Annotated in this window: 13 protein-coding genes; 10 read left to right on the top strand and 3 right to left on the bottom strand. The window is 37.8% G+C overall.

Going from position 1 to position 13,165, the window contains the following annotated elements:
• Positions 1-30 precede the first annotated feature (30 nt).
• The 3 genes from J3U54_RS02070 (at position 31) to J3U54_RS02060 (ending at position 2,085) form a co-directional block, all read left to right on the top strand.
• A complete protein-coding gene (locus J3U54_RS02070; RefSeq protein ID WP_103753163.1) occupies positions 31-372 on the top strand; it encodes a hypothetical protein in 342 nt (113 codons plus the stop codon).
• 396 nt (positions 373-768) lie between these two features.
• On the top strand, positions 769-1,437 hold the full coding sequence (locus J3U54_RS02065) for a peptidoglycan-binding protein (RefSeq protein WP_267384896.1): 669 nt from the start codon (positions 769-771) through the stop codon (positions 1,435-1,437).
• A gap of 12 nt (positions 1,438-1,449) precedes the next feature.
• Positions 1,450-2,085: a hypothetical protein gene (locus tag J3U54_RS02060; protein WP_267384895.1), complete on the top strand. Its 636-nt coding sequence runs from the start codon at positions 1,450-1,452 to the stop codon at positions 2,083-2,085.
• A 417-nt stretch (positions 2,086-2,502) separates the two neighbouring features.
• Here the strand turns inward: J3U54_RS02060 and J3U54_RS02055 are convergent, their stop codons facing one another.
• The 3 genes from J3U54_RS02055 to J3U54_RS02045 form a co-directional block, all read right to left on the bottom strand.
• Positions 2,503-3,978 (bottom strand): SLAP domain-containing protein, encoded by a 1,476-nt coding sequence (locus tag J3U54_RS02055; protein WP_267384894.1) that lies wholly within the window; start codon positions 3,976-3,978, stop codon positions 2,503-2,505.
• Between the two features lie 294 nt (positions 3,979-4,272).
• Entirely contained in the window at positions 4,273-5,130 is an 858-nt protein-coding gene (locus J3U54_RS02050; RefSeq protein WP_267384892.1) for a DUF4097 family beta strand repeat-containing protein, read from the bottom strand.
• A gap of 78 nt (positions 5,131-5,208) precedes the next feature.
• On the bottom strand, positions 5,209-6,087 hold the full coding sequence (locus J3U54_RS02045) for a DUF4097 family beta strand repeat-containing protein (RefSeq protein ID WP_267384890.1): 879 nt from the start codon (positions 6,085-6,087) through the stop codon (positions 5,209-5,211).
• A gap of 324 nt (positions 6,088-6,411) precedes the next feature.
• On the opposite strand from J3U54_RS02045, the gene J3U54_RS02040 reads away from it, so the two are divergent.
• The 7 genes from J3U54_RS02040 to J3U54_RS02010 all read left to right on the top strand — a co-directional run bounded on the left by J3U54_RS02040 (position 6,412) and on the right by J3U54_RS02010 (position 13,083).
• A complete protein-coding gene (locus tag J3U54_RS02040) occupies positions 6,412-7,272 on the top strand; it encodes an Rgg/GadR/MutR family transcriptional regulator (protein ID WP_267384888.1) in 861 nt (286 codons plus the stop codon).
• Positions 7,273-7,638: 366 nt separating this feature from the next.
• On the top strand, positions 7,639-7,791 hold the full coding sequence (locus tag J3U54_RS02035; RefSeq protein WP_267384886.1) for a teichoic acid D-Ala incorporation-associated protein DltX: 153 nt from the start codon (positions 7,639-7,641) through the stop codon (positions 7,789-7,791).
• Between the two features lie 12 nt (positions 7,792-7,803).
• The gene (gene dltA, locus J3U54_RS02030; RefSeq protein WP_267384884.1) at positions 7,804-9,318 is read left to right on the top strand and encodes a D-alanine--poly(phosphoribitol) ligase subunit DltA; all 1,515 of its coding nucleotides are present in this window, start codon (positions 7,804-7,806) and stop codon (positions 9,316-9,318) included.
• On the top strand, positions 9,318-10,556 hold the full coding sequence (gene dltB, locus J3U54_RS02025) for a D-alanyl-lipoteichoic acid biosynthesis protein DltB (RefSeq protein ID WP_267384882.1): 1,239 nt from the start codon (positions 9,318-9,320) through the stop codon (positions 10,554-10,556). Before dltA ends, dltB begins: the two co-directional genes overlap by 1 nt.
• Before the next feature lie 37 nt (positions 10,557-10,593).
• Positions 10,594-10,833, top strand: coding sequence for a D-alanine--poly(phosphoribitol) ligase subunit DltC (gene dltC, locus J3U54_RS02020; protein ID WP_103752597.1), 240 nt, complete (start codon positions 10,594-10,596; stop codon positions 10,831-10,833).
• The gene (gene dltD, locus J3U54_RS02015) at positions 10,826-12,118 is read left to right on the top strand and encodes a D-alanyl-lipoteichoic acid biosynthesis protein DltD (RefSeq protein ID WP_267384880.1); all 1,293 of its coding nucleotides are present in this window, start codon (positions 10,826-10,828) and stop codon (positions 12,116-12,118) included. The genes dltC and dltD overlap by 8 nt, the downstream gene beginning before the upstream one ends.
• The gene (locus J3U54_RS02010; RefSeq protein ID WP_267384878.1) at positions 12,118-13,083 is read left to right on the top strand and encodes a serine hydrolase domain-containing protein; all 966 of its coding nucleotides are present in this window, start codon (positions 12,118-12,120) and stop codon (positions 13,081-13,083) included. Before dltD ends, J3U54_RS02010 begins: the two co-directional genes overlap by 1 nt.
• Positions 13,084-13,165: the final 82 nt, after the last annotated feature.

The following is a 13,165-nucleotide window of genomic DNA, read 5'->3' as shown; positions in this document are numbered from 1 at the left end:
ATATTATTATGGCATTATGAGGAAATAATCGTGGATTTCTTTAAGCGGATTGAAAAATTTATTGTAGCTGCTATTGTATTTTATTTTATCCTAAATATGGGTATCAACTTATATCATTTTTCTTTAGAAACAATAGCCTATAACGCTTTTAAAAGTGAAAGCAGTCTTAGGTATTATTCATATGATCAGAAAACATATGATGTATTGAAACAAAGTAAAGACAGGCATTTTAAGATAACTAGTGAGAATCAAAGTACTGGTAATATACTTGAATATGACGGAATAATTAATCATAAGCATTGTGTTGTAAATTATGATATAAAGCCAATTTTTAAAATTAGAGTACGCGACGTTAGCCTTTTGGGAAATTAATTTATAAGAAATGGGTTGTAAGTTAACCACAAAATATTTGAGGGACATGTATTTCACGACATTACTGTTTGTTAAATTATATTTTTGTAGTAAGTCTCAAGAGTTAAAAAGCTTTTGAGACTTTTTGATACCTATATGTATATTTCTAAGTCTGTTATCAATAATGAAGAAATTAGGATTTTATTTTTTCTAAATTTGCTATGCAGAAAATATGGCCGCCTATCCGCGTAATGCACATTAAGTAAAGCTAGATTAGTAGATATTTAAATAAACATAAAAAATAAAATTTATGTTATAATTGCTTTAAAGATAATATGTAATTTATAATTACCTTTTTATAAACGAGGCGTAAAAATGTAATTTAAAAAAATTTTGGAAGTAGGTTCTTCTGCAATTATGTTAGCAACAGTGCCAGCATCCATGATGCTGACCACTAGCACTGTATCAGCGAAGTCGACAGCACTGTCTTCGATTTCTAAGAATGATATGGCTCCGGTTGCTAATAAAGCTGATCAATCACTAAGACAAATTGCTAAAAACAATAATCTTGAGTTATCAGTAGTTGAGCAACTTAATAATAATCTTGAGTTATCAGTAGTTGAGCAACTTAATAATAATCTTGATCCTGATACACCGATCCTTAGTGGAACACCAATTTACTTACCACAAAATGTTGAAAATGCTGATGATTATAGTGAAGGCACGGTTAACGGCAATACCATTTTAAATTTTGACAATGATCTTTTAAGAGCTTATGGTTATAATTCTACTGGTAACCCGTATGCTAATATTCCAGCAAGTATAAAACGTAAGTATTATGATAATTTAAGCAGTGCAAATAGATCGGCAAAAGTATGGATTGCTTATATTGCTTATAATGAATCCACCTATAGGTATACGGCAACTAATGGTCTGTACTATGGGCATTTTCAATTAACTAAGTCTTACCTTAATGGAGATTACAGTAAAGTAAATCAAGAAAAAACTGCAGATAGATATGTCAAAAATCGGTATGGTTCATGGGTAAAAGCTAAACCATTTTGGCAAGCACATCATTGGTACTAGTGAGGAAAGCATATGAAAAAAATAGTTAAAGTTTTAATTGTTTTAACGATAGTATCGGCGGGACAACTGTTGGCTACCACAAGTAATACTACAGTCCAAGCCGCACAAATTGAAAAACCTAAGCTTGTAACTAATAAAGCTTGGACTAAGAAGTTAGCTAAAGCTGGGTATGTTTTTGTATTACCTAATGCTGCTAAAGGTGTGTTATATAAGAATACAGCAGCCAAGGGTGGTAAATCATATAGCCGAAAGATATTAAAGAAGCTTGTTAAAAACCATACACTATTTAAGGTCAGAAAGCTGACAACCATTAAAAACAGCATTTCCGTTGATTTGATTTCTAAGGATGGTAAATATAAAGGTTATACGAACTACGTGAATGGTATTTATAACAAAAATCTATTTAATAAGGACTTACAACCACTAATTAATGCTGAACTAAAAGTAATGGATGCTAAAGATAATAATGAACCTACTTCGGCTTTATTAGAGCAAGCGCAAACGGTAGCTAGCGAATTAACTGGTAAGAATAAGCAAATAGCTGATACTTCAATTAAACAATTAAAGCGTTATTTAAAGCATAAAGATATATCAGAAACACCGATACTTCTAATTGGTAAGTATCCAGGTGACCTATTAGCAAATTAAAAGAAGAGTGAGTAGATATTTGATATGAACCCCGAAGTTAAGACAACTTCGAGGTTTTTATTATGGCTAAATTATTGATAGAAGAATAATTATTGGCATTGATAAAACTGTAATTTAACTTGATTAACTAGTGCTTTAAGGTTGAAAAAATTTTGGCAAGTAAGTTACACAAAAAAGCAGTGACTATTAATAAATACTAGTCACTGCTTGCGATTTGTTACATGTCGCTAATTAGTAAAAACATGTATATTAAAGCTACAAAAGACTACATGCTAACGAGGTTATAAATGTCGATTAAACAAACCTTCAAGCGTACTAGTCTTAATTATGTTTTAATCCAATAATAAATAAAAAGCTTCATTCCGATTAAATATCGAAATGAAGCTTTAAACTGTATTAGCTTTGATTATTGCTATTCTATTTTATATAAAGATAGGGATTAGTGTTTATCAAAATATTATCTATTTGGTCTTGTTCAGGAGTACTATTAATTACTGCTTTTTGAGCTGTAGATAATAATGAAGTGGCTTTTTTAACTTCTGCTATAGTTGCAGTATTTGAGTCATTTATGCTCTTAGCAAATTTTAAGGCATAGCTATAATATACGTCACAAAATCTGATAACATTATTCTTCTTATAGGCAACTATCGTATTTTCTTGACTAATTAAGTTTTGAAGCTCTTTTTTATCAGCTTCCTTGGCCACGTTAGCATCTGCTTTTGCCTGCTCAGGAGAATTATCTGGTTTCAGATAAGGTCCAGAACAGTAATTTACATCAGATGCTTTAACGTAGATAAGTCCTTGATAACTCTCATTCACAAAGTTACCCGGTATACTATTTTTGATACCATTTTTAGTCCAGGAATATTGTAGTAAGTAAAATAGTTCAGCCTTATTTTCTTCAGGAATCCAAATGTATGTTAAATCCTCAACCGGATATTTATCATTTTTATTAAAAGTAGAATGGGTACCTTCAATATGTAGGGCCTTTCCGTGTGCGTCATATGTACTTGTAGATTTATTAAAACTTACATATGTGGCATACGTATATATTTCTAATCTTTGACGAGGCCTAGTTTTGACAAGGTTAGAACTAATAAAGGCATCGGTAGTACCGCTGATACGATATTCTGTAAGACTAGATGGATCAGCGGTTACACCTGTAATCCTGTCAACGTTGTAAGTCTTACCATTCTGTATTTCTGTTTTGTCTTTGCCAGTACCAATCGTAAATGGCTGCTTAATATTTGAGTTTTCAATTGTAACAGAAGTTTCAGTAGTGTATAGGGGCTTATTGTCAATTTTATCTACATTCGAAGCATTGATATAGCCTCCAGCACCAATATTGTAGTAATATTTATTACCGATTTTTTCATATGGTAGCCAAGATTGATTGTAACCATCGTCATTTAAAAGATAAAAATGTTTACTATTTCGATCAACAGGCTCAATAGAAGTGGCATATTTTAAAGGAGTGCCTTTTTTGATATGGGTATTAGATTTACTCCCACGGTATGTAGATAAGCGCTTGCCGTTTTTGTCGTAGACAAATGAATTATAATTTAACTGCAAATTGCCTTTTTGGACTTGATCATCAATCATCCCTACATTGCTGGCTTTAATATAAGCATTGTTAGTAATGGAATAATAATTCTTACCATTAATAGTTGAAATCTTTCCATTTGAATTTACAACCGTACCTGTTTTTAAGGTCTTTTTACCATTGAAATTAGTACGTTTACCATTAGAGCTGTAAATGTAGGAATTATGATTTAAAGTAATAGTTGCTGATTTAGCAGATACAGTTGATAGATTTGAATTTTGAATTATCGGTAAGCCCAGCGCTAAAATACTTGCGACTGAACCGAACACTATTTTTTTATTTAGATTCATAAAATCACCTCAATATAAATTATTTTTCTAGAATATGGTAAGTGAAATTAGACTAAGCCGCTTAACATACTTAGAATTATTTTTAAAAACATTTGATTAATAGCCAATCATTTAGTTACCACGCTAGAATAAAAATATCAGCCTAAATTTTTTAATTGAAGTGAATTAACGGTTACTAATATGATTAGGCTACGACTATATTACATCTATAAATGTAAAAAAACACATTAATTTTGTGGAATCTTGGATTTGCTAAAGTTTCGACTTTAATAAGCTCCCAGTTGCTGTTTAAGATTACTTAATATTAATATCACCGCTTTTACTAGTGACTTTAAGAAGTGGTCGATGTGATAAAGTTTTAGAAAAATTATGATGATGAGACTTATTATGAACTTTAACTATGCCTGAATGTTTGGTAGCAAGCTTATAACTAAGTTTTGGCGCATTGGACATTTGGAAGTTGCCCTCAGCTAATTTAAAAGAGCTGTTACCAAGCAATTTTGAACTTTTGACTTTGGCATAGCCCATTTCGCCCATTGTTACATTGGCTTTAAACTTACTTTTGCTGATAGAAAAATCACCTTCGTCTAAGGCGAATGAAGCCTTGTTAAAGTTCGAACTAGTAACTTTAAGGTCACCGCTTTTTAGCTTAAGACGAATATTTTTTGCTTTAAGATGGTTAATTTTAACGTCACCAACGTGGAATGACATGTTAACTTGAGGAACATTTAGTTGGTTCAAGCTGAAATCGCCGGAATCACAGAAACCAGTTAGTTTTTTAATTGTTGTTGTATTAGGAACAGTAACATTTATATAGTAGTTTCCATCCCGATATGATTTTTCGGGTTGATCTGAGATTACTAATTGCTTGTTTTTAACTTCAGCCTTGATTTTATTGATATCTGCTCCTTGGCTCCCACTTACAGTAACTTGAAAATTATTTCCTGAAGAAATTTTTATGTCAGGTCGATAAGCTGCGAACTTAATACTGTTGAACTGATCAACTTTTATTACTCGACTCGTATCACCTGATTGAGTGGCTGAGGGATTAGCTGCTGTAACATTTTGCTGGTTGGATATTGCTTTGCCACCGCAAAAAACAGCTAGACCTAGAATTATTATAATTGAACATAATTTAATTTTTTTATTCATCGTATTTTACCTTCTAGCTATTAAACAATAAAGTGTAAAAAATAAACGCTTTTGTTTGAAATACATGCTTGTTATTTTCTAATCTTTGATACTGATATAACCTTTCCTATCCTTAACAGTAAGCATTGGCTTATTATTGATGGTTCGCTCAAAATGAGTTGAGTGCGACTTACCAAAGAATTTAATTTTATTTTTTTTGCTGCATGATAGGTTATAACCAATCTTTGGTGAATCATACATGATGAAGTCTCCTTCATGTAGACTAAACGAACTGTTGCCGAGTATCTTGGAATCATCCTCAACTTCAACATCACATACACCAGAATACTTTGCATTCATTTGGAATTTACAACTACTAATTACCGTATCACCGGTATCTGTAGTTAAGTTTGCCTTGTTTATAGTTGAATTGCTTGCTGTAAAATCTCCGTAAACTTGACGTAGTTTAAGCTCATTAGTTTTAATCTTGTCTAATGTAACATCACCATAGATTGCGGCTAGTTGAATGTCAGTAAGGTTCAATTTGTGAAGACTAACATTACTACCATAGCTATAACCAGTAATGCTTTGCAAAGCATCGCTATTAGGTACCGTTACACTGACTTTGTATCTGCCTTTACGGATTGAGTGTGAGCTAGAAATAGTGAGACTTTTGTTGTTAACGGTAGCTTTTATTTTTTTGGCATCTGGTCCGGTAGCCTTGACCTGAAAATTTTTTCCAGTTGAAACTTTTAGGTTGATAAATCTTTTATCTAGACGAGCTTTATTAATATTAACGTTAATTTTTTCAAAGGCAGGAACATTAAAGACTTTAATAGTCCTGCCCTTCTTTTTTACGTAGGTAATTTTAGTTTGATCTGCTTTAGCATTTTGCCTATTATTACTTACTTTTATACCAATAAATAGTAAAGCAATTATGACGAATAGCGAAATACACAATTTGCTGATTTTTTTCATCTTTATCTCCTTACTTTCAGCATGCCTCTTATTATGAATAATATATAAAATCTTAATTACAAAAATGAAAATTTCTGTATACAGAACAAATTTCCGATTATTTTTTACTGCAAAAGCACAATTTCATCTTGCCAAAATATTTGGTTTGGCTATATATAATATAAGAGAGTAGATAAATTGATTATGAACTTATTGAAACAGTCGTTACGTGTAGATTAGTAAAGCATTTTGCGGAATTGTTAAGGCAATATCTTTTTGTTGCAGATAAAATCACCGTTAAGTAAATAAGTATTATTTAATTTATGCTTTAAATTAGGAGATTTTATGAATATTAAGTTTGGCGAAAAATTTAAACAAATAAGAAAACAAAAAGGGATGAGTTTAGATATAGCTTCTCGTGACATTACTTCTAAGTCTTCTTTATATTATTGGGAAAAAGGACAGGCTAATATGTCTTTTGAAAAAGTGATTGCAATGCTTGAACGCATGCGTATTAAGCCATCTGAATTTGTTACCGATAGTTTAAACGATAACATTGACTATCAAAAGATTGTTTCGGCTTATTTAACTGATAACGACAAAAAACTTCAGAGCTTAGCTTCAATATATTTAAAAGCAAGTCAAAAGAAGCCTTATAATCGAACTTTGCTATTGAGAGCTGCAGTTGCCTGTAGCTTTTTAAAGTCTGATACGGGACAAAATTTATTTATGCCGCGAGATACTAAGCGTTTAGAAGAGCTATTATCAGAAATTAAAGACTGGCGCTATGAAGACTTATTTAATTTTGGTAATACACTTTTTCTTTTACCTGGAAAACGAATCATTGGTTTGGCACAGATGCTTATACAAAAATATCAAAAAAATACAGATGATATTGTTCATAATATTAGTTGGAGGCATGAAACTGTAACAACGTTAAACAATGCAGCACTAGTATTACTATTTAAAAATTCGGTATATGCAAAGAAATTAATTACTGAACTTAATAATATAAAAATAGATGATGATTTGGCTTATGAAAAAATTCGTCTAGAATTTGGTAACGAATGTATTTTGTATACACAAACCAAAGATGACCAAAATATTAATAAAATATTTTTTCCCACATTAAGCTATTTAGGGTTAAATAAATTACGTTCATCTTTGGAAAAATCATTTCTACAGTTAAAAGCCATATACAATTGATGTACTATATCTAGAAGAATATCTTATTTATTCCATTAGCCATTCTTAGTTCCAAATAAAGGATTGTAAGCTTATCTGGTACAGATAGGTTAGTATTAATATAACAAAAATAAAAGTCTGATTTTGTTCACTATACAGAATAAAGTCAGGCTTTTTTTCTATAAATGATATTCTACTAAAAGTGATAGATTTTTTGATTTTAGCTTAGGAGTTGCAATCTGGAAAGCTTAGATTACTGTTATTAAATTTCATCTCTAATGTTCCTATCTTTTAAAAAATTGTTGCATATTATATTTTATATAATATAATTAATCATGTATGCTATATATCATATAATAAAGAAAAGTTGAAAGAGATATGAAGAATATGGTTAAAAAAGATCAAACTACTTCACGTGCTAAACGTGTTGGCAAGTTTATTCTCACGACAATTATTTATTGCGCTATTTTAATAGCATTAATCTATTTGTATCAATATAGCGGCCTAACCTCGGTTCACTTTATTTACAATGAATTTTAAGGTGGTACAACAATGATTAAAAATATTATCAAGAAAATTGATCAGATTGCGCTGGCTGAGCCAGACCGGATTGCCTATGACTTTCTGGGCCAAACTAACACTTACGGCGACTTGAAAAAGCGTTCCGATGCTTGGGCTGGCTACATTATGGGCCTTAATCTCAGTCCGGGCAGCCCGATTATGATCTGGGGCGGGCAGACTTTTGACATGATTGCCAGCTTTCTTGGCTGTGTTAAAGCCGGTCACGCCTATATCCCGATTGCCAGCTATTCGAATGCCGAAAGAATTGTGCTGATCCAAGAAGTAGCTGCAGCCGAAGCAATCATTGCGATTGAAGAGCTGCCAGCAATTGCTTTACCTGACTTGCAGGTTATCCGCCCCGAAGAGGTGGGTAATGAGACCAGCGCGGTTGATCCGGCCAATTTTGTTCAGGGCGATGATAATTTCTACATTATCTTTACTTCGGGCACCAGCGGCAAGCCCAAGGGCGTGCAGATCAGTCACAACAACCTCTTGAGTTTTGTCAACTGGGAGATGAGCGACTTTGCTTTGCCAGCACACCCTAGTTTTCTGGCCCAAGCGCCGTATTCGTTTGACCTGTCGGTCATGAGCTTGTACCCGGCTTTAGTGGGAGCAGGCAAGCTGGTTGTTCTGCCGCATGACGTGACGGAAAACTTTGCGCAGCTTTTCCAAACGCTGCCGCAATTGCAGTTTAACGTTTGGGTGTCGACGCCGTCATTTGCCCAGATGTGCTTTTTGGACAAGACCTTTACGGGCGAGCATCATCCGGACCTGACGCACTTTCTCTTTTGCGGCGAGGAATTGCCGCATAATGAGGCGGAGCTGCTCCAAAAGAAGTTCCCGCAGGCCAAGATTTTCAACACCTATGGCCCCACCGAAACCACGGTGGCGGTGACGCAGGTGGAAATTACGCCGGAAGTCTTAGCTAACTATGACCGCCTGCCAATCGGGCGGGTAAAAGAAGATACCCAAATCACGATTGACAAAACTAAGGGCGATCAGCCAGGGCAAGGCGAGATTATCATTACCGGGCCGAGCACTTCTAAGGGCTACCTTAATAACCCGGAAAAAACGGCGAAGGCTTTCTTCCAAGCGCCGTCCGAGCAGTACCCGAGCCATCGCTCCGGCGATGAGGGGTTCTTTGCTGGCGACTTGCTCTTTTACCGGGGCCGGATTGATTTCCAAATCAAATTCAACGGCTACCGGATCGAATTAGAAGAAATCAACTATTATTTAGGTAAAAATAAGTTTGTTGCCCACGGCGTGGCTGCGCCTAAATATGGCAGCGACCACACGGTCAAGCAAATTGTGGCGGAAATTGAACTAAAAGACGGCGTCAAAAAGCGCTATAGCGAAGACGAAATTACGCAGCTGATTCGGGCTGATCTGGCCCAGAACCTGATGCCGTACATGATTCCGCAGCGGTTTGTCTACCGGGACCAATTACCGATTTCGCAAAACGGCAAGGTTGACATCAGGGCCGTTATTAAGGAGGTTAACGAGTAGTGCATTTTAATTTGATTAATCTGCAGCCTTATGGGAATCCACACTACTTTGTTTTCCTAATGATTGGCTTAATACCAATCATTTTGGGTCTGTATTATGGCCACCGCTTTAAGTTATATGAAATAGCTTTTTCGCTGGTCTTTCTCTTCCTAATTTTTGACGGGGATAAGTGGCAGCAGGGCGTCAGCCTGCTAATATACTTATTGCTTGAGCTGCTGCTGACTTATTGTTACCTGTATTATCGTAAAAACCGGGCCAACAAAACGTGGGTCTTTTACCTAGCGGTTTTCCTAGCGATTGTGCCCCTGATTTTGGTAAAAGTCCAAACGGCCTTTCCCCAGGCTAAAATACCGGGAGTCTTGGCCTTTCTGGGGATTTCGTACATCACTTTCAAAACCGTGCAGGTCATCATGGAAGTCCGCGACGGGGCGATTAAGGAAATTGACTTGGTTACTTACTTACGCTTCCTGCTGTTTTTCCCGACGATTTCTTCGGGGCCCATCGACCGTTACCGGCGCTTTGCCAAAGAATGCGACGCCGCCCCTAAACGGACAGCTTATCTGACGGATTTAGGCTTAGCCACGCGTTACCTGTTCCAAGGCTTTTTGTATAAATTTATCTTGGGCTGGTTCTTTGGCACTTACTGGCTGCCTAAAATTGAGCGGGCAGCCTTAATTGCCGGTACCGCTAACGGCGGCCTGAAATTATCGTGGTGGCTGCTGGCTTACATGTACTGTTACAGCATGTACCTGTTCTTTGATTTTGCGGGCTATTCATTGTTTGCCGTGGCAATTTCCTACTTCATGGGTATTCACACGCCAATGAACTTTAACAAGCCGTTTATTTCGCAGAATATCAAGGAATTCTGGAACCGGTGGCACATGACGCTGTCGTTTTGGTTTAGGGATTACATCTACATGCGGTTTACCTTCTTCGCAATGAAGAAAAAGCTGTTTAAAAACCCGGTGCGCCTATCGCAGGCGGCCTACCTGCTCTTGTTTTTAGTGATGGGCTTTTGGCACGGGCTAAGCTGGTATTACATTGTTTACGGCTTGTTCCATGCCTGCGCCATCATTATTAATGACTGCTGGCTCAGGTTTAAAAAGAAGCATAAGGATAAGCTGCCGGCTAACAAGTACACCAAGTGGCTGGCAATTTTCGTCACCTTTAACGTCGTTTGTTTCAGTTTCCTGATTTTTTCAGGTTTTCTCAGCCAGCTCTGGTTTGGCTGGAAGTAGCTTAAACAGGCAATAGAATTATTTAAGAGGTTTAATCATGGATATTAAAGAAGAAGTTTTAGCAATTTTACAAGATTTAACCGGAGAAGACTTAGCCGGCAAGATGGATGAAGATATTTTTGCCAACGGGCTAATGGACTCCATGGCCAGCGTGCAGATGTTACTGAACCTGCAGGAAAAATTTGCGATCGATGTGCCGGTTTCCGAATTTGACCGGAACGAATGGAATACACCCAGCAAGATTGTGGCAAAGGTGGAAAGTTTAAAAAATGAGTAACAAACGCCGGCTGTGGCAAATCTTTGGCCCAGTTCTTTGCACTTTTATCTTATTGCTGGTGATTTTTTTGTTGCCTTGGGAGCGGACCTTTTCGCAGGACGCTATTTATCAGGCGGCCAATTCGCAGACGACCACGGTTTTTAAGGGTTCCTTGATGAAGCAGGATGCCTTTAAGGACGACTATGTGCCCTTTTACGGCTCTAGTGAACTGTCCCGGCTTGATCCGCTGCACCCCAGCGTGTTGGCTCAAAAATATCACCGCAATTACCGGCCGTTTTTACTAGGCGGGCCGGGCAGCCAGTCGCTAGCCCAATTTTTGGGCATGCAGGGAACGGCCAAGCAGCTAAAAAACAAAAAAGCCGTCGTGATTGTGTCACCGCAATGGTTTACGAAAATGGGGCAAAACCCGGAGGCGTTTGCGCTGTATTATTCACCGCTGCAGGCCTGCAACTTCTTGTTAGACCTCAAGAAAAGCAGCCGCGCCAGCCGCTACGCTGCCCAGCGCTTCTTGGCAATGCCGGAAGTCAAGGGCATGGTCAAAGCCGGCATGAAAAAAGCAGCCAGCGGCCAGCCCTTGTCAAGCGTGCAGCGTTTCTACCTCGAAAATCAGCGGCGCATGCTTAATAATGAGGACAAGTTTTTCAGTACCTTCCAATTGCGCGACCGCCTGCCCAAAATAAATGGTCAGGCCAAGCTGCTGCCAGCAACTGACTCGGCCAAGGCACTGGACCGAGTTGCCAGCCAGCAAGCGGCAATTCATACTAATTCCAATGAGTTTGGGATTAACAACCGCTTCTTTAAGATGCGGCTGAATAAGCGCAATCTGGCTAAATTAAAGGACAGTCAGAAAAACTTTGATTATACCAAGTCGGTCGAATACAGCGATTTTGAGCTGATGTTGCACCAGTTTGCCAAACAGCACACTAATGTCTTGTTCATCATTCCGCCAATTAACCAAAAGTGGGCGGACTATACCGGCTTATCGCAGACGATGTACCAGCAGGCAGTCGCTAAAATTAAGTACCAGCTGCGCAGCCAAGGCTTTGACCAGGTTACCGACTTGTCAAAGCGGGGCGGCGAGCAGTACTTCATGGAAGATACGATTCACTTGGGCTGGCGCGGCTGGGTGGCAGTCGACCAGGCGGTTAAGCCGTTCATGGCGCAGCCCGATAACCGCTACAACTACAACATCCATAACTACTTCTATACCAAGAAGTGGCAAAAAGCCCGCTATGAAGTCGCAGCTAAGCAAAAGCCGCAAAACAATCGTTTAAAAGTAAAATAGTGCGCCAGCGAATTGATGCCTTAGGGATCAAGGGTTCAGTTTTAGTTATTAGCAAAGGCAAAGTTTTGCTTGATTATGCTAGCAATAATACTACTGACACTAGTTATTTAATTAATTCCGTCCAAAAGTCAATGACCGCCGCCATGGTCATGAAGCTAGTGCAGGAGGGCAAGCTGAGCTTGCATGAGCGCTTAGCGCGGTTCTATCCGGCAATACCGGGTGCGAAAAAGATTACGATTGAAAATTTATTGGCAATGACGGCTGGGCTGCAGTTAAAACCAGGAGCGCGGTTAGGCCGGCGGCACTTTGTCTCTGACCAGGATAATCTAGCCTGCGATGTGAAAAAGACGGTGTTTAAGCCGAAGATGTTGGGCAAATGGTATTACAGCTCGCTTAATTATGTATACTTGTGCGGCATAATGACGCAGGTAACCGGTCAAAGCTATGAGCAGCTTTTCCGGGCAACCTACGTTGAGCCGCTGCAGTTAAAACAGACGGAGTTTTTATGGTCCAAGCCGGGCAAGATTATTGCCAGCCGCTTGGTACCGGGCAAGATTTACCGCGGCGGCCGCTATGATGTGGTCAAGCACAAAAAAGCGCTGCAAGCCGCGCATGATGAATTGGGTGCCGGGTCAGTCGTGATGTCAAATCATGATTTAGCCAAGGTAATGAATTATATCCTAGCCGGCAGCCTGCTCAGTAAAAAGAGCCGGCGAGAACTCTACCGGGCGCGTCCGCCATATTATTATAATGGTGGTTTTTATAACGACGCCAGTTTAGGGCTAAAGACGGCTAATGGGGCAGGAGAAGGCTACTACACCTTCATGCGCAGCACGAAGACGGCGAAGACCATGATTATTATTCAGGCCAATAAGACGCGGAAGGGCGAATTTGCGGTTTTGAAAGATCGTATTGATAAATTAATAGTTGAATTATTTTCTAAAAAGGAACTATCTAGCTTTTAAGTGTGAATAACTGATTTATTAAGTTGAAAAAATAACAGGAAATTTGTTCAATATACAACTTCTGATTTTTCAATTATGATTT

Origin of the sequence: Lactobacillus sp. B4007 (assembly GCF_026535895.1) — a bacterium.
In the GTDB taxonomy this organism is placed as follows: domain Bacteria; phylum Bacillota; class Bacilli; order Lactobacillales; family Lactobacillaceae; genus Lactobacillus; species Lactobacillus panisapium.
Note: the sequence above shows the minus strand (reverse complement) of the source record. Positions and strands in the feature narration are given on the sequence as shown.